Genomic DNA, 16,974 nt, shown 5'->3' with positions numbered 1-16,974 from the left:
CGCCGGCGCCCGGGGCGGACCGCGCCGCCGGGTGCGGCTCAGGCGGTGCCGAGCACCGTGCCCTGGCCGAGCACGCGGTCACCGCGCACCGGGTCGGGGTCGTAGAGCACCGCCGACTGCCCGGGGGCCACGCCGCGCTGCTGGCCGTCCAGCAGCAGCCGCAGGCCGCCGTCGCCGGCGGCGCGGACCTCGCACGGCACCGCGGCGCCGTGCGCCCGCAGCTGCACCTCCGCGCGCAGCGGCAGCTCCGGCGCGGCCGCCGTCCAGGTGGGGGGTGCGGTGCGCACCTCGCCGACACCGGTCTGGTCGGCGGTGCCGATGGTCACGGTGCGGCTCACCGGCTCGATGTCCAGCACGTAGCGGGGCCGCTGGTCGACGGTGGCGACACCCAGCCCGCGGCGCTGCCCGACGGTGAACCCGTAGGCGCCCTGGTGCTCACCCACGGTGGTGCCGGTCGCGGCGTCGACGACCGGTCCCGGCAGGGCACCCAGCCGGCGGGCCAGGAAGCCGCGGGTGTCGCCGTCGGGGATGAAGCAGATGTCGTGCGAGTCGGGCTTGGTGGCCACCGCGTAGCCACGCTCGGCCGCGATCGCCCGCACCCGCTGCTTGGTCATGCCGCCCAGCGGGAACGCCGCCCCGGCCAGCTGGCGGGGGGTGAGCACGCCGAGCACGTAGGACTGGTCCTTGGCCGGGTCGACCGAGCGGCGCAGCTCGCCGTCGGCCAGCCGCGCGTGGTGCCCGGTGACGACGGCGTCGAAGCCCAGCGCCAGCGCACGGTCCAGCACGGCGGTGAACTTGATCTTCTCGTTGCAGCGCAGGCACGGGTTCGGCGTCCGGCCCGCGGCGTACTCGGCGACGAAGTCGTCGACGACGTCCTCGCTGAACTCCGCGGCGAGGTCCCACACGTAGAACGGGATGCCCAGCTCGCCGGCCACCCGGCGGGCGTCGTCGGCGTCCTCGACGGTGCAGCAGCCCCGGGAGCCGCTGCGCATCGCCCGCCGGTCCTGGGACAGCGCCAGGTGCACCCCGGTGACGTCGTGGCCGGCGTCGACCGCGAGCGCCGCGGCCACCGCGGAGTCCACCCCGCCGCTCATCGCGGCGACGACCCTCACCGCCGGCCCATCCCGGCCCGCCGGGCGCGCTCGACCACCGGGCCGATGACGTCGAGGACCTGCTCGACGTCCTCGGGCGTGGAGGTGTGGCCCAGGCTGAACCGCAGCGAGCTGCGGGCCCGGGCGGCGTCGGCACCGGTGGCCAGCAGCACGTGGCTGGGCCGGGCCACCCCGGCGCTGCAGGCCGAGCCGGTGGAGCACTCGACGCCGCGGGCGTCGAGCAGCATCAGCAGGGCGTCGCCCTCGGCGCCGGGGAAGGAGACGTGGGCGTTGCCCGGCAGCCGGCCCGGGCCACCCTCGGGCGTGCCGTCGAGCAGGTCGTCCAGCGGCGGCCCGTTCAGCTGGGCATCGGGGACCGCGGCCATGATGCCGGCGACCAGCCGGTCGCGCAGCGAGGCGATCCGCTCGGCGCGGTCCTCCCGGCCGTCCACGGCCAGCGCCGTGGCGGTGGCGAGGCCGACGATCGCCGGCACGTCCAGGGTGCCCGAGCGCACGTCGCGCTCCTGACCGCCGCCGTGCAGCAGTGGCATGCAGTCGGCGTCACGGCGGAGCACCAGCAGGCCGGCGCCCATCGGCCCGCCGAGCTTGTGGCCGGTCATGGTGAGGGCGTCGACGCCGCTGGCCGCGAAGTCGACCGGCACCTGGCCGACCGCCTGCACGGCGTCGGTGTGCAGCGGGACCCCCACCGCGTGGGCGACGTCGGCCAGCGCGGCGAGGTCGCTGACCGCGCCGATCTCGTTGTTGGCCCACATGACGCTGGCGACCGACACGTCCTCGCCGTCGCCCAGTGCCGCCCGGAGGGCCGCCGGGGTGACCCGGCCGTGCGGGTCGACGTCGACCCAGGTGATCTCGACGCCGTCGTGCTCGGCCAGCCACTCCACGCTGTCCAGGACGGCGTGGTGCTCGGCCGGGCTGACCACCACCCGGCGGCGGCGCGGGTCGGCCTCGCGGCGCGCCCAGGCGATGCCCTTGACGGCCAGGTTGTCGCTCTCGGTCCCCCCGCCGGTGAACAGCACCTCCGAGGGCCGGGCACCGAGCGAGGCGGCCAGCCGCTCGCGCGCCTGCTCGGCCGTGCGGCGCGCGGCGCGGCCGCTGGCGTGCAGCGAGGAGGCGTTGCCCACCCGGCCCCACTGCTCGGCCATCGCGGCGAGCACCTCGGGGAGCATCGGCGTGGTGGCCGCGTGGTCCAGGTAGGTCATGACGGGGCAAGCGTAGTCGCGGGACCGCCGGTCCCGGACGGTGACGAGGACTGCACCCCGACACCCGGGGCGGGCCGGGTGCCGCCGTCCGCGGGCGGCGCGGCCCGGCCGGCCGCGAGCGCGCCGGCCACCGCGATGGTGGTGAAGACCGCGATCGCCACGAGCAGCGCGGTGCTCAGCGGCAGCGCCCCGCCTGTCGCCGCTGCCACCAGCACGCCGGCCAGGCCGATGCAGAGCGCTGCCCCCACCACGTCGGCGATCTGCAGCGCGGCCGAGTCGGCGCCCCGCCGGTGTTCCGGCGACAGGTCCAGCAGCAGCACGCCGACGCTCGGCATCCCCAGGCCCATCCCGAAGCCGGCGATGCTCCAGGTGACGTAGGCGCTGAACCCGCCGAGCCCCGGCGCCACGGCCAGCGCCGTGCCCGCGACCCCGACGGCGATGCACACGAAGCCGATCTGCAGCAGCCGCACCCGGGAGGTGTCGGGCCGCCGTGCCTGCAGCTGGGAGGCAGCCGACCAGCCGAGGGCACCGACGGTGAGCGGGATCCCCGCCTGCACCGCGCTGTAGCCGTGCACCTCCGACAGGGCCAGCGGCAGCAGGGCGTCCACGCCGAAGAACGAGCCGGACAGCAGGCCGCGCACGGCGATCACCGTGGGCAGCCCCCGCCGGAGGCGGGCCGTGCCCGCCGGCAGCAGCGGCCGCAGGCCGGCCACCAGCGCCGCCAGCCCGAAGACGGCGATGCCGACGGCGATCAGGTCCAGCCGCTGGCCGGCGTACTGCAGGCACCCGACGCCGAGCCCGGTGAGCACCGCCCACGCCCGGCGCGCGCGGGCCGGGCGGGGACGCTCGGTGGGCACCGGCAGCCGGCTGGTGGCCGGCAGCACCAGCAGCAGGCCCACGGCGATCAGCGGCAGGATGCCGAGGAACACCAGCCGCCAGGTGGCGTGGGTGGCGAGCAGCCCGGCCACCAGCGGGCCGAGCAGGGCGGGCAGCACCCAGGCTGCGCTGAAGGCCCCGAACAGCGCCGGGCGCAGCGCGGCTGAGTACGCCTGGCCGGCCACCACGAACAGCGACACGGAGATGAGGCCGGCTCCCAGGCCCTGCAGCACCCGGCCGGCCACGAACGCGACCATGGTGACCGACACCCCGCAGGCGAGCAGGCCGAGGGCGAACAGGCCCACGCCCCACAGCAGCGCGGTGCGGACGCCGCGCCGGTCACCGACGTCGCCGCCGACCACCATGCCGATGACCTGGGCGACGAGCAACCCGGTGAACGGCCAGCCGTACCAGGACAGCCCGTCCAGCTCCCGCACCGCGGAGGGCATCGCGGTGGCGACGGCCATCGCCTCGAACGCGACGAAGGTGATCAGCATCAGCAGCCCGGCGGTGGTCAGCCGGTGCCGCCGGTCGAAGACGCCCGCCGTCTGGTCCGCCACCCTGCCCCCAACCCCTCGGTGCACTCCCTGCTTCCCCACCCGACTCATCTCGATGCCCGTACGGGACCGTGCGCGGCACCGGCGCCACCGCGTCGTCGGGACCAGGCTGCATGATCGGCGCGATCGCGTCACCGCGGCGCGACCGGACGAGGTGGGGTCACGGTGTACGCGTGGATGGACACGAGGACCTTGCTGGAGCGTTGGCGGTCCGAGGCCCGGGCTGCCGAACCGCTCGCGCACGAGCTGTGGGTCGACCGCGAGCCGGTGCCGCCGGCAGAGCTCGCGCGCCTGGAGGGGCTGCTGGGGAGGGTCCTCCCGCCCAGCTACCGGGAGTTCCTCGCCACGACCGACGGCTGGCCGCCGACCGGCCGGTCCCGGCACGGCCTGCGCCGGGCCACCCAGGTGGGCTGGTTCGCCACCGTCGACCGTCCTGCGTTCCTGCAGGCCCAGCGCGCCTACGCACACATGTACCCCGGGGTCGAGCGCAGCGAGGTCACTCTGATGTCGCGCGCGCTGGTGATCTCGCCGGTGGGCGAGGACACGCTGCTGCTCGACCCGGAGGACGTCGATCCGGCCACCGGCGAGTGGGCGTGCTGGAGCGTCGACTGGCACACCTGGGCACCCGTCCCGGTCGCACGGTCGTTCCGCGACGCGCTGGAACGCCGACTCCTCGAACACGTGGCGCTCAGCGGGACGCGCTGGGCGCTGGTGGACGACGCGGTCGAGCACCTGTACCGCGACCTGCTGGCCGGCGAGCTCGGCGCCCGGGCCGCGCTGAGCGAGCTGGTCGACCTCGACTGGCGCGCCGCGCTGATCGCGGCGCAGTTCGACGCGTTCGGCACCATCGACCGGCCGGACCACTCGTTGCTCGTCGACGGGCTCTGGTCGGGCACGGTCGGCGGGGTGTCACCGGACGAGGCGGCCTCGAACGACGTGCTCGTGCAGGAGCTCCTTCCGCTGTACCTCCAGCGGCTCACGGAGTCCTCGGGCTCGGTGTCCGACGTGGTGCAGCAGGCGCCAGGCCCGATCGCCGACCGCCTGCAGGCGCTCGTCGACGAGCGTGACCCGATGCGGGGCCTGGTCGCCGACTTCTCCTACGCACCTGCGTTCGCCGCGCAGATGGAGACCGCCCGCGAGCAGGTCCGGTCCGGCGACCTGGTCGGGGCGTGGGAGACCGTACGGCAGGCCCTGCCCAGCTGGACGCCACGCAACGGCGACCACCTGGCTCCGCTGGGCCTGTACTACGACGGCACCCTGCGCATCCTCCTGATCCCGCCACCTGCCCCGGGTGAGCCAGCGCCAGAGCTCACGCGCGTCCTCCGTCTCCAGCACGAGCGCCAGCAGGCCTGGCTGTCCGGTCCCCTGTGGGCGATACCGCGGGCCGAGGCCGAGCCGATGGACCTCAAGTGGCACTCGGCCCGCACGCTGGCCGTGCTCCAGACGCCGTTCAGGGCAGCCACGCTGCCTGCCGCACCGGAGGCGGTACCCGTGGACGAGGAGGTGCTCGCAGCTGAGATCCCGGCCGGCCCTGCTCCCTCCCTCCTCGCGCCGAGCGACCAACCCGAACCGGTGCTGGGCGCCGAGTGGTCTGCGGTGGCGCACCTGACCACGCGGGAGCTCTTGCAGCGATGGCGCTCCGAGGCCGTCGGTGAGGCCATCGCCTCACCGGGGGCATGGGACGGGCACCGGGGGCCGGCCGGAGCCGAGGCGTTGCGGACCCTGGAGGACCGGCTGGGGACGCCACTGCCACCCAGCTACCGCCAGTTCTTGTCCGTCTGCGACGGCTGGCCGGCCACCCGGGGCTTCATCGCCGGGTTGGCTCCGACCCCGGCGGTCGGCTGGTTCAGGGACCTGGAACCGGACTGGGTGCAGATCTGGCTGGAGATGGAGCCCATGGTCGGCAGAACACTGATGGTCTCCAAACCCGGTGGCGACGTGCTGCTGCTCGACCCGGGCGACGTCGACCCGGAGTCCGGGGAGTGGGCCTGCTCCCGGTTCTGGAAGGAGGGCCCGGTGCCGCTGGGTCGCTCTTTCCGGGCGGGACTGGAGGACCTGTACCGGGACTTCCTGAGCTACGGCGATCCCATCCCGTCCGTCACGCTCGACCAAGCTGCCGATGACGTGGAGCAGGCCTACCTGGCCATCCTGGCGGGCGACCTCACTGCCCGGGACCGGCTGGAGGAGGTGCTCACGACCACCTGGCGGGCCTGGCTCCTCGCCGCTCAGTTCGACGCCTTCGGGGCCGGCTCGGCCGTGAGCGACCACTCCACGTCGGTCAACCACCTCTGGTGGGGCATCGGGGACGTCAGCACCGACGAGGCACTCGTCGACCAGGTGCTGATCGAGGACCTGCTGCCGTTGTACGTCGTCCGGATGGTGGAGTCGGGGTTGAACGCCGAGTACCAGGCCGGTCGGGCGCCGCGCGCGGTGGCCGACGAGATCCGGCGATTGCTGGCAGAGATCGCCGACGGCAGTGGGCCGGCCGCCGTCTTCTCCTATGCACCGGAGTTCTCGACCCAGGTAGAGGTTGCCCGCGGTCAGATCGCCGCCGGCGAGCCGGACGCGGCCTGGCACACCGTGCGCGCTGCCCTGCCCACCTGGCGGCCCATGTCGTCCAACCACCTCGCCCCGCTCGGCCTCTACTACGACAAGGACCTACGCCGCGCGCTCGCGCACCCGAACCGGGTCGACCAGCAGGTCCACGAGCCGGCAGTCCCGTCCGTGCCCGCGGGGGCGGCGCCGCGGGCTACGCCTTCCGTGGTCCCGGGCGACCAGCTGCACCCCGGGCGCCTGCTGGAGGTGCTGCGCACTCCCTTCCGATCACCGGAGGCCTGACCCACGACGCAGTCGAGCGCCACCCCTGGCCGGGGCGGCGCTCGACGGTCAGCTGCCGGACCTGCACTCCCGCGGGCGTCAGGTCCGGCAGCCCTGCACGGTCCCGCCCCGAGCCTGCGAGGGGTCGGGGGGCGAGAGGGTCGCCTACTTGCGGGCGGCGATCTGCTGGGTCGCAGCCGGGACGACGGTGTTCAGGTCGCCGACGACACCGAAGTCGGCGAGCTCGAAGATCGGCGCCTCGGCGTCCTTGTTGACCGCGACGATCGTCTTGGAGGTCTGCATGCCGGCGCGGTGCTGGATCGCACCGGAGATGCCGACGGCGATGTAGAGCTGCGGCGAGACGGTCTTGCCGGTCTGACCCACCTGGAAGGTGTGCGGGTAGAAGCCGGAGTCGACCGCGGCGCGCGAGGCGCCGACGGCGGCACCGAGGGAGTCGGCGAGACCCTCGATGACGGAGAAGTTCTCGGCGCTGGCCACGCCGCGGCCACCGGAGACCACGATCGCGGCCTCGGTGAGCTCCGGCCGGCTGCTCTTGGTCTCCACGACCCGGTCCAGGACGCGGGTCTGCTTGGCCTGCTCGCTCAGCGCGATCGACACCGGCTCCTCGGCGGCCGCGGCCGGGGACGGCTCGGGGGCCACGGAGTTGCCGCGCAGGGTGTAGATCGGGGTGCCGACGGTGACCTGGGAGTGCACGACGGTGCCACCGGCGAAGGCCACCTGGGTGGCGGTGCCGTCGGCGGCGATCTCGGTGACGTCGGTCAGGAAGCCGCTGCCGGTCTTGATGGCCAGCCGGCCGGCGACCTCCTTGCCCTCCGAGGACGAGGGGATGACGACCGCGGCGGGGCTCACCTGACCGACGAGCTGCGCGAGCACCTCGGCCTTGGGCGCGACCAGGTAGGCGTCCATCTCCTCGGACTCCGCGACGTACACCTTCGCGGCGCCGTACTCGGCGAGCGCGTCGTGCACACCGGCCGCGGTGCCGGGGGCGCCGACGACGACGGCCGACACCTCACCGAGCGCGCGGGCGGCGGTGAGGGCCTCGAGCGTCGTCTTGCGGACGCCGGTGCCACTGGGGTTGAGCTCGACCAGGACGAGTACCTCTGCCATGGCGTGCGTTGCTCCTCTGTCTCTGAGTTCGGTCGGTGGGGTGGGCGTCAGACGAGCTTCTGGGCGGCCAGGTAGCCGACCAGCTTCTCCGCGCCGTCACCCTCGTCGGCGACCTTCACGCCCTCGCCCTTGGGCGGGCGGCCGGCGAAGTCGAGCACGCGGCTGGTGGCGGTGGCCAGGCCGACGGAGGCCGGGTCGACGCCGAGGTCGGCCAGCGACTTGGTCTCGACCGGCTTCTTCTTCGCCGCCATGATGCCCTTGAAGGACGGGTAGCGCGGCTCGTTGATGGTGTCCCAGGTGGACACGATCGCCGGCAGCGAGCTCTCGAGCATCCAGTAGCCGCCGTCGGTCTGCCGCTCCACGCGCACCGTGGTGCCCTCGACGGTGAGCTTGCGGGCCCCGGACAGGTGCGGGATGCCCAGGCGCTCGGAGAGCAGCGCCGGCATGACCGACACCTGCCCGTCGGTGGACTCCGCGCCGCAGAGCACGAGGTCGTACTCCAGCTGCTGCAGCGCGGCGGCGATCACGGCGCTGGTCTGGACGGCGCACGACCCGTGGACGGCGTCGTCGGTGACGTGCACGGCCTTGTCGGCGCCCATGGACAGCGCCTTGCGGATGGCGTCGGTGGCCGAGCCGGGGCCGACGGTCAGCACGGTGACCTCACCGCCCTGGCTCTCCTTGACGGTGAGCGCCTCCTCGATGGCGTACTCGTCCATCTCGTTGATGACGTTGTCCGCACTCGCCCGGGCGACGGTGTTGTCCGAGGAGTCGAGCTTGCGCTCGCTGCCCGAGTCGGGGACCTGCTTGACAAGAACGACGATGTTCATCGCCACCAACCTCCGTGGTCGAAGTGCGACGCGGATCCGCGCCGGCAGTACCGATCATCCATGTTACCCGTCGGTAACGTCGGGGCCGAGGGGTCCGGTCCGGTGACCCCCCTCACGAGGGATCAGGTGTACCCCGACAGCGTCCCGGTCGCCGGGTCCCAGGCGACCACCGCACCGGGCGCCGGGTACAGGGCCGGCCCGACCACCTCGGTCGGCAGGCCGAACAGCGACGACCGGCCGGTCGCGACCTCGGCCGGGCCGGTGCCGCCCGGCAGCACGACGACGTCCCCCGGCGCCCCGCCCCAGGGTGCGACCCGCAGGACCCAGCCGCCCGGGTCGGGCGCCACGGTGACCGCGGCGTCCACGAGGGCCAGTCGCCCGCCGAGCCGGCGGCTGGGTTCCACGCCGAGGTCCGCGACCCGGGCGGCCGGGTCACCTGCCCAGGTGTCGTACACCCGGGTGTCGGCGACCGCTGCCGGCCCGAAGGCCCGGGCGCCGCGCGCGATCGGCCCCGTCACCGAGTCCCCCAGTGATCTCGCGTCCTCCGCAGCGGCGTCAGCACGCCGGAGCTCCCGGCCGGTGTGGACGTCCAGCACGACCTGGGTGGGAGCGACGAACTCCGGGACAGCGGCCAGAGGATCGAGGTCCCGGGTGGGGTCCAGCACCAGCACGACCAGCTCGGAGGTCAGCGCCACCGCCGTGCGTTGCTCGATCTCGTTGCGCAGTGGGACCCCGGGAGGCTGGTCGGCCGACCAGCGCGAGCTGCCGTCGGTGGCATCCAGGGCCACCAGCCGCACCCGCTCGTCGGAGCCGGCGCGGCACACCAGCGTCAGCACCACCGTGTTGCCGGTGCCTGCAGCCCAGTAGCCGTCGCTGAGGCGCTGGTACCGCCGGCACCCGGGCGGCGGCGCCCACTGCCACACCTGGTCCCCCGTGTCCCAGTCCAGCCCGGCGAGCACCCCGTCCCCGGTCCGGACGAGCACGTCGTCCACAGCCAGGTACGGGGTCGTGTCGTCGATCGGGCCGGACCCCCACCGGCCGGCCCGGCCGTCGGCGTCGGCCTGCCACCGCACCGACCCGGTCACCGCGTCGAGGACCACCAGCTGGTCGGCGTACGAGTGGTGGGGCTGGAGCACGTCCCCAGGACGGAGCCGGAGGAACACGTGCCCACCGTCCGATGCCGCCGTCGAGCCCACGACGACGGCGCCGGGCCGGCGGTACGTCCACCGCTGCGCGCCGGTCACCCCGTCCAACGCGGTGACCCCGTCGACGGTCGTGAGCACGATCCCGGCGCCCGCCGCGACCACGGCCCGCGGGGCCTGGCCGGCCTGGGCCGAGCGGGTCCACGCCAGTGATGCCACCGTGGCCGGGACCGGCGCCGGGTCGACGCCGGCTGCGGTGGTGGAGCCGCGCTCGGGCGACCACAGCAGGACGACGGCCGGCAGCGCGACGAGCACCGCGGCCGCGGCGGCCGCGCCGGTGGGCAGCAGCCGGGGCCGCCGCTCGCCCCGGGCGGCCAGGACGACGGCCAGCGAGAGCACGAGCAGCGCGGCCGAGGTCGCCGTGACCGCGAACGCGGCGCCCGGGAAGCCGCCGCTCCGCTCACGCTCCGCGGGCGGGGCCGACGCCCAGCAGGTCAGCAGGGCACCGGCCAGCGCCACCCAGGCCCAGTCGCGCGCGGCGGCCTGCCAGCGCACGGCGGCGAGCACCGCCACCAGCGCGACGACGGCGGCGGTCGCCGTCCCCACCACCGTCAGCCAGCCGCCGGGACGGTCGCCCACGGGGCTGCCGGGCAGCCACAGCCCGGTCTCGACGCCGGCGGCGGCGGCGAGAGCCGCGCCGGCGGCGACCCACCCCGCCGCACCCGCCGGCACCGGGTGCCTGTCCGGCGCCTGCCCGACCTCCCGGACGCGCGCGCCGGAAACCGGACGACGGGGCAGATCGAACTGGTGCTCCACGGGGAGCATCGGCGAGTACACCCGCGCAGCCTCGCCCGCCGGACGGTCCGGCCGCTGGGCCCGACCTCCGACCTGTGGACAACCCCCAGCCGTGCACCGTCCGTGCGGACGGGGTCGGTCAGGCCCGCCACTCCCCCGTCGCCAGGAAGTGCTCGACGGTGGCCGTGGGCGGTCCCAGGTCCAGACCCTGCGCAGCGACCCACCCGTCGTCGTAGTAGGTGTTCGCGTACCGTTCGCCACCGTCGCAGAGCAGCGTCACCACGCTGCCGGTGCGGCCGGCGGCGAGCATCTCGGCGACCAGCAGGTAGGCACCCCACAGGTTGGTGCCGGTCGACCCGCCGGCCCGGCGGCCGGTCAGCATCTCCAGGTGCCGCATGGCGGCCAGCGATGCGGCGTCCGGCACGCAGATCATCCGGTCGACGATGGTCGGCACGAACGACGGCTCCACCCGCGGCCGTCCGATGCCCTCGATCCGGGACGAGCGGCCGGTCACCGTCGCGGGGTCGCGGTCGCGCCAGCCGGGGAAGAACGAGGAGCACTCCGGGTCGACGACGGCCAGCCGGGTGGGCAGCCGCCGGTAGCGCAGGTACCGGCCGATGGTGGCGCTGGTGCCCCCGGTGCCGGCGCCGACCACCACCCACTCGGGCACCGGGTGGCGTTCCAGGGCCAGCTGGTCGAAGACCGACTCGGCGATGTTGTTGTTCCCGCGCCAGTCGGTGGCCCGCTCGGCGTTGGTGAACTGGTCCAGGTAGTGGCCGCCGGTCTCGTCGGCGATGCGCCGGGCCTCGGCGTAGACGGTGCCGGCGTCGGCGACCAGGTGGCAGCGCCCGCCGTGCCGCTCGATCAGCGCGATCTTCTCGGCGCTGGTCCTCGCCGGCATGACGGCGACGAACGGCAGGCCCAGCATCCGGGCGAAGTAGGCCTCGCTGACCGCCGTCGAGCCGCTGGAGGCCTCGACCACGGTGCTGCCCTCGGTGATCTGGCCGGAGCACAGGGCGTACAGGAACAGCGACCGGGCCAGCCGGTGCTTGAGGCTGCCGGTGGGGTGGGTGGACTCGTCCTTGAGGTACAGGTCCACCCCCCACTCGGGCGGCAGCGGGTGGGTCAGCAGGTGGGTGTCGGCACTGCGCCGGGCGTCGGCTTCCACCAGGGCCACCGCGCGGTCCACCCAGGCCCGGCCCACCGGGTCCGAGCGGTCCACGTCGGAGGCGGCCCCGAGGGCGGCGTCGGCGGCACGGTCGGCCGGGGTGGCGGTCACCCCGGCATGGTCCCGCACGCACGGCGACCGGCCGTGCGGGTGGGGCGTCAGCGGCCGGTGAAGGTGGCCTTGCCCGGACCGCTCTCCAGGAAGGAGCGCATGCCGGTCTGCTGGTCCTCGGTGCCGAACAGCCCGGCGAACAGCTCGCTCTCCAGCGCCAGACCGCGGTCCAGGTCGCCGTCCAGGCCCTCGTCGATGGCGCGCTTGGCGGCCGCCAGCGCCAGCGGCGGCCCGGCGGCGAACTTCCGCGCCATGGCCACCGAGGTGGCGTAGACGTCCGCGTCCGGGACGACGGCGTCGGCCAGGCCCAGCTCCAGTGCCTCCTCGGCACCGACGTGCCGGCCGGTGAACACCAGGTCCTTGGCCTTCGCCGGGCCGACGAGCCGGGCCAGCCGCTGGGTGCCGCCGGCCCCGGGGATGACGCCCAGCAGGATCTCCGGCTGACCGATCTTGGCGTTCGTGCCGAGCACGCGGAAGTCGGCGCAGAGCGCCAGCTCGTAGCCGCCGCCGAGGGCGTAGCCGGTCACCGCCGCGATCACCGGCTTGGGCAGCCGGGCGACCGTGCGGAAGGAGTGCTGCAGCTCCCGGCCCCAGGCCACCATCGTGTGGCCGTCGAGCTCGGCCATCGCCTTGATGTCGGCGCCGGCGGCGAACACCCGCTCCCCGCCGTAGATCACCACCGCCCGCACGTCGGCGCGCTCACCGGCCTCCATGGCCGCCGCCCGCACCTCGTGGTGCAGCTGGGCGTCGATCGCGTTCATCTTCGGCCGGTCGAGGCGGATGGTGCCCACGCCGTCCTCCACCTGCAGGGTCACGAACTCCGGCTCGGTCATGGCCCGTACGGTAACGGCCCCACCCGGGACCCGTCGGGGGCCGCTACCCCGCCCGGCGGGCGGTGAGCCGGCCGCCGGCGCGGTGCAGGGTGAGGCGCAGGCCGAAGGTCTCGCTGAGCGCGCCGGCGGTGAGCACCTGCTCGGCCGGCCCGGCGGCCACGACCCGCCCCTCGCGCAGCAGCAGCGCGTGGGTGTAGTCGGCCGGGATCTCCTCGACGTGGTGGGTGACCAGCACCTGGGCCGGCGCGTAGGGGTCCCGGGCGAGGTCGGTGAGCCGGCTGACCAGGTCCTCCCGGCCACCGAGGTCCAGCCCGGCGCCCGGCTCGTCCAGCAGCAGCAGCTCGGGGTCGGTCATCAGCGCCCGGGCGATCTGGGTCCGCTTGCGCTCGCCCTCGCTCAGCGTGCCGAAGGGCCGGTGCGCGATCGCGGCGACGCCCCACTGGTCCATCAGCATCGCCGCGCGGGTGAGGTCGCTGACCTGGTAGCGCTCCCGCCACCTGCCGACCACCGAGTACCCGGCGCTGACCACCACGTCCCCGACGCGCTCGGCCGGGGCGATCCGCTGCCCGAGGACGGCGCTGGTGAGCCCGATCCGCGGCCGCAGCTCGAACACGTCGACCGCGCCGAGGGTCTCCCCCAGCAGGGTCACCCGGCCCCGGGTGGGGTGCATGGACGCCGAGGCCAGCTGCAGCAGGGTGGTCTTGCCCGCCCCGTTCGGCCCCAGCAGCACCCAGCGCTCGTCCGCCCGGACCGTCCAGTCGACCGCGCGGAGCAGGAACTTCTCGCCCCGGACCACGTCCACCCCCTCGACCTCGACGACGGCCTCGGGGGAGAGTGCACCGGCAACGACACGGGGCTGGGCGCTGGACTGGGCGCTGGACACGCCCCCATCCAACCAACTCCACCGGCGGAGGTGTTGGCACCATGCGTCAGGTGACCGAATCCACGAGTGCACTGCCCGCCGAGGTCTGGCCGGGCTCCCCCGCCCCGCTGGGCGCCCACTGGGACGGGACCGGCACGAACGTCGCACTCTGGTCGGCTGCCGCCCACGCGGTCGACCTGTGCCTGTTCGACGCCGACGGCACCGAGCACCGCCAGCGGCTGCAGGAGACCACGCACCAGGTGTGGCACGGCCGGCTGTCGGGCGTGGGCCCGGGGCAGCTCTACGGCTACCGGGTGCACGGCCCGTACGACCCGGCCCGCGGGGCGCGGCACAACCCGGCGAAGCTGCTGCTGGACCCCTACGCGCGCGCCGTGCACGGGGAGCAGACGCTGCACCCGTCGATCTTCGGGTTCGCCGAGGGCCACCCGGAGGTGCCCGACGCCCGCGACTCGGCGCCGTTCGTGCCGCGCGGGGTCGTCGTCCACGACTCGTTCCCCTGGGACGGCGACCGGCGGCTGGCGACCCCGTGGTCGGACACCGTGATCTACGAGGTGCACGTCAAGGGCGCGACCATGCGCCACCCGGAGGTGCCGCCGGCGCTGCGCGGCACCTACGCCGGTCTGGCCCACCCCGCGTTCGTCGAGCACCTGGTCGCCCTCGGGGTCACCGCGGTCGAGCTGCTGCCGGTGCACCACTTCGTCAGCGAGCCGCACGCGCTGAGCCGGGGCCTGACCAACTACTGGGGCTACAACAGCCTGGGTTACTTCGCCCCGCACGCGGCCTACAGCGCCACCGGTAGCCGTGGCGGGCAGGTCACCGAGTTCAAGGCGATGGTCAAGTCGCTGCACGCCGCCGGCATCGAGGTGATCCTGGACGTCGTCTACAACCACACGGCCGAGGGCTCGCACACCGGCCCCACGCTGTCGCTCAAGGGGATCGACAACGGCGGCTACTACCGCCTGCAGGCCGAGGACCCGTCCCGGTACACCGACTACACCGGCTGCGGGAACACCCTGGACGTGCGCCGCCCGCAGGTGCTGGCGATGCTGATGGACTCGCTGCGCTACTGGGTCACCGAGATGCACGTCGACGGCTTCCGCTTCGACCTGGCCTCGGCGCTGGCCCGTTCCCTGCACGACGTCGACCGCCTGTCGGCGTTCTTCGACGTCATCCACCAGGACCCGGTGGTGAGCACGGTCAAGCTGATCGCCGAGCCCTGGGACATCGGCGAGGGCGGCTACCAGGTGGGCAACTTCCCGCCGCTGTGGACCGAGTGGAACGGCAAGTACCGGGACACCGTGCGCGACGTGTGGTCCGGCGCCCGGGTCGGGGTGCGCGACCTCGCCTACCGGCTGACCGGCTCCTCGGACCTGTACCGCAGCGACGGCCGCAAGCCCTTCGCCTCGATCAACTTCGTCACCGCGCACGACGGCTTCACCATGGCCGACCTGGTCGCCTACCAGCAGAAGCGCAACGAGGCCAACGGCGAGGACAACCGGGACGGCGAGAGCCACAACCGCAACTGGAACTGCGGCGTCGAGGGCCCGACCGACGACCCCGCGGTGCTGGCGCTGCGCACCCGGCAGGTGCGCAACCACCTGGCCACGCTGCTGCTGTCCACCGGCGTGCCCATGCTGACCGCCGGCGACGAGCTGGGCCGCACCCAGCTGGGCAACAACAACGCCTACTGCCAGGACAACGAGATCTCCTGGCTGGACTGGTCCTCGGTGGACGACGACCTGCGCGCCTTCGTCAGCCGTCTGGCCGCGATCCGGCACGCGGCGCCGGTGCTGCGCCAGGACGCCTTCTTCGAGGGTCACGAGCTGCCCGGCACCGGCGGCACCCGGGACCTCGCCTGGTTCGCCCCCGGTGGCGGCCAGCTGACCAGCTCGGACTGGTTCGACAACCAGCTGCAGACCATCGGGATGTACCTCGACGGCCGCGGGATCCGGCACCGCGACGAGCGAGGGCGCCCCGTCGTCGACGACTCCTACCTGATCTGGCTCAACGCCGGGGCCGACGAGCTGACCGTGCAGCTGCCCGGCCCGCCCTGGGCCGACGGCTACGAGCTGGTGCTCACCACCGACGAGCCCACCGGGGCGCTGCCGCGCACCACCGTCGTCCCCCCGGGGCCGATCCGGCTGGAGGGCCGCACCGTGTGGCTGCTCCGCGTCGTCCGCCGCCCCTGACCCGGCGCGCTCACCCGGGACAGAACAGCCCGCCACGATGGCCATCGTGGCGGGCTGTTCGTGTCGGTTGTGGAGGTGCGGGACCCGGCGCGGGGCCGGAGGCTCCCGCCGGGGACCGCAGGACACGCTCAGCTCACCAGGGGGACGGCTCATGGTCGCGGTGCGGTCCGGAGGACCGCGACGTCACAGCCTCACTCGGGCTGCTCGAAGGTGATGACGGTCCAGCCGAGCAGCAGGCGGTCGCCGTCGGCGAGCGGGTGCGCGACGCCGGGCTCCAGCTGGGTCCACTCGGTGGCCTCGGGGCCGGCGACGTGGGTGCCGTTCAGCGAGCCGAGGTCGACCAGCGACACGTCCCGGCCGGAGCGCTGGATGGCGGCGTGGGCGGAGGAGAGCACGTTCTGCGTGTCGGCGATCGGGACGCCGCGGGCGCCGCCGCCGGTGACCAGGTCGTGCCCGTCGGGGCGCCGGCCCAGCACGAGGTCCTCGTCCACGGTGACGACGAGGCCGTCGTCGAAGCGCAGCACGGGGGCGGCCGGCGGGTCGGGTGACCAGAAGGCAGTGGCCTCGCCGACCGGGGCCGGGGCCTGCCGGCCGAAGCCGGAGTCCTGCCGGGAGCCGAAGCCCGCGGAGCTGCCGAAGCCGGAGTCCGGCGAGGAGCCGAACGACGAGGAGCCCAGGTGCCCGGCACCCGACGGCGCCCCGGACTGCGGGACGGCGACCGCGGGCGGCGCCGAGGCGGCCAGCTGCAGCAGCGCACCGGACCCGGGCACGGTGCCCTCGGTGAGGTCGAAGGCCACCCCCGGTGGGACGGCGACACCGGCCTGGCCGGGGCCGACGTAGAGCGTCTGCCCCAGGGCGAAACCGGAGGCCAGCGTGCAGCCCTCGACCGAGGACCCGGACACCGGGACGCCGTCCACCGACGGCTGGCCCTTGCCGGACCACAGCGCCACGGCCGACCCGGTGCCGCCCTCGCTGTCCAGGATCACCAGCGCGAAGGACGCCGTGCTGTCGGCCAGCTCGTTCACCTGCCGGGCGATCGCGGTGAGCACCCGGTCGGCGCCCGGGCCGGCCACCCCCAGGCAGGCGTGCAGCGTCGCCACCAGGGCGGGCGAACCGGGCGCGTCCACCCACAGCAGGCCGCCGCCCCGACGGGCGACGACGGAGTCTCCGGGGAGTACTTCGCAGCGGTCGGGCATGACGAGCAGACTAGTGATCCGCACCCGATCCCGCCCCCGACGCCCCCCAGCCACGCCGGAGTGTGGCGAGGGTGACGCCTGGGTGTGACTGCCGGGGCGGTTGAGCGGCGATGGGACGGCAGCCCCACCCCACCCCGGCCC

At 74.7% G+C, this 16,974-nt stretch carries 12 protein-coding genes; 2 read left to right on the top strand and 10 right to left on the bottom strand.

The genetic code is table 11. The annotated features are described in order from the left end of the window. Positions 1-38: 38 nt before the first annotated feature. From mnmA to G1H19_RS17130, 3 genes are read right to left on the bottom strand one after another with little or no spacing between them, the layout of a single operon-like run. Positions 39-1,112: a tRNA 2-thiouridine(34) synthase MnmA gene (mnmA, locus tag G1H19_RS17140; protein ID WP_202926011.1), complete on the bottom strand. Its 1,074-nt coding sequence runs from the start codon at positions 1,110-1,112 to the stop codon at positions 39-41. Then, positions 1,109-2,311, bottom strand: a complete 1,203-nt coding sequence (locus tag G1H19_RS17135; RefSeq protein WP_152728268.1) for a cysteine desulfurase family protein — start codon at positions 2,309-2,311, stop codon at positions 1,109-1,111. The genes mnmA and G1H19_RS17135 overlap by 4 nt, the downstream gene beginning before the upstream one ends. Then, on the bottom strand, positions 2,308-3,747 hold the full coding sequence (locus G1H19_RS17130) for an MFS transporter (protein WP_235928331.1): 1,440 nt from the start codon (positions 3,745-3,747) through the stop codon (positions 2,308-2,310). Before G1H19_RS17130 ends, G1H19_RS17135 begins: the two co-directional genes overlap by 4 nt. Positions 3,748-3,921: 174 nt before the next feature. Between G1H19_RS17130 and G1H19_RS17125 the strand changes: the two genes are divergently transcribed. Beyond that, complete coding sequence (locus G1H19_RS17125) at positions 3,922-6,582, top strand: SMI1/KNR4 family protein (RefSeq protein WP_152728272.1); 2,661 nt, start codon at positions 3,922-3,924, stop codon at positions 6,580-6,582. A 144-nt stretch (positions 6,583-6,726) separates the two neighbouring features. Here G1H19_RS17125 and G1H19_RS17120 read toward each other — a convergent pair whose 3' ends face one another. The 6 genes from G1H19_RS17120 to G1H19_RS17095 form a co-directional block, all read right to left on the bottom strand. Then, positions 6,727-7,689 carry an electron transfer flavoprotein subunit alpha/FixB family protein gene (locus G1H19_RS17120; RefSeq protein ID WP_152728274.1) on the bottom strand — a complete coding sequence of 321 codons (963 nt, stop codon included), beginning with the start codon at positions 7,687-7,689 and terminating at the stop codon, positions 6,727-6,729. A 47-nt stretch (positions 7,690-7,736) separates the two neighbouring features. Continuing rightward, positions 7,737-8,516, bottom strand: a complete 780-nt coding sequence (locus G1H19_RS17115; protein WP_152728276.1) for an electron transfer flavoprotein subunit beta/FixA family protein — start codon at positions 8,514-8,516, stop codon at positions 7,737-7,739. Between the two features lie 122 nt (positions 8,517-8,638). Continuing rightward, the gene (locus G1H19_RS17110) at positions 8,639-10,495 is read right to left on the bottom strand and encodes an outer membrane protein assembly factor BamB family protein (protein WP_152728278.1); all 1,857 of its coding nucleotides are present in this window, start codon (positions 10,493-10,495) and stop codon (positions 8,639-8,641) included. Between the two features lie 97 nt (positions 10,496-10,592). Next, a complete protein-coding gene (gene cds1, locus G1H19_RS17105; RefSeq protein WP_162393486.1) occupies positions 10,593-11,732 on the bottom strand; it encodes an L-cysteine desulfhydrase Cds1 in 1,140 nt (379 codons plus the stop codon). A 47-nt stretch (positions 11,733-11,779) separates the two neighbouring features. Continuing rightward, a complete protein-coding gene (locus tag G1H19_RS17100; protein ID WP_152728282.1) occupies positions 11,780-12,565 on the bottom strand; it encodes an enoyl-CoA hydratase/isomerase family protein in 786 nt (261 codons plus the stop codon). Positions 12,566-12,608: 43 nt separating this feature from the next. Then, a complete protein-coding gene (locus tag G1H19_RS17095; protein ID WP_202926010.1) occupies positions 12,609-13,448 on the bottom strand; it encodes an ABC transporter ATP-binding protein in 840 nt (279 codons plus the stop codon). 50 nt (positions 13,449-13,498) lie between these two features. Here G1H19_RS17095 and glgX point away from each other — a divergent pair, with 50 nt between their 5' ends. Beyond that, positions 13,499-15,637 carry a glycogen debranching protein GlgX gene (glgX, locus tag G1H19_RS17090; protein WP_235928329.1) on the top strand — a complete coding sequence of 713 codons (2,139 nt, stop codon included), beginning with the start codon at positions 13,499-13,501 and terminating at the stop codon, positions 15,635-15,637. A 191-nt stretch (positions 15,638-15,828) separates the two neighbouring features. Here the strand turns inward: glgX and G1H19_RS17085 are convergent, their stop codons facing one another. After that, positions 15,829-16,833 carry an FHA domain-containing protein gene (locus G1H19_RS17085; protein ID WP_152728288.1) on the bottom strand — a complete coding sequence of 335 codons (1,005 nt, stop codon included), beginning with the start codon at positions 16,831-16,833 and terminating at the stop codon, positions 15,829-15,831. Between the last annotated feature and the right edge of the window lie 141 nt (positions 16,834-16,974).

This window comes from Goekera deserti, assembly GCF_010685995.1.
GTDB lineage: Bacteria > Actinomycetota > Actinomycetes > Mycobacteriales > Geodermatophilaceae > Goekera > Goekera deserti.
The sequence above is the reverse complement of the archived record's forward strand: the minus strand, read 5'-3'. Positions and strand labels throughout refer to the sequence as shown.

Bases quoted from the DNA above. Each gene is read 5' to 3' on its own strand.
- G1H19_RS17085 (WP_152728288.1), bottom strand. From the start codon at position 16,833: ATGCCCGACCGCTGCGAAGTACTCCCCGGAGACTCCGTCGTCGCCCGT.
- G1H19_RS17100 (WP_152728282.1), bottom strand. From the start codon at position 12,565: ATGACCGAGCCGGAGTTCGTGACCCTGCAGGTGGAGGACGGCGTGGGC.
- G1H19_RS17115 (WP_152728276.1), bottom strand. From the start codon at position 8,516: ATGAACATCGTCGTTCTTGTCAAGCAGGTCCCCGACTCGGGCAGCGAG.
- G1H19_RS17125 (WP_152728272.1), top strand. From the start codon at position 3,922: ATGGACACGAGGACCTTGCTGGAGCGTTGGCGGTCCGAGGCCCGGGCT.
- G1H19_RS17120 (WP_152728274.1), bottom strand. From the start codon at position 7,689: ATGGCAGAGGTACTCGTCCTGGTCGAGCTCAACCCCAGTGGCACCGGC.
- G1H19_RS17135 (WP_152728268.1), bottom strand. From the start codon at position 2,311: ATGACCTACCTGGACCACGCGGCCACCACGCCGATGCTCCCCGAGGTG.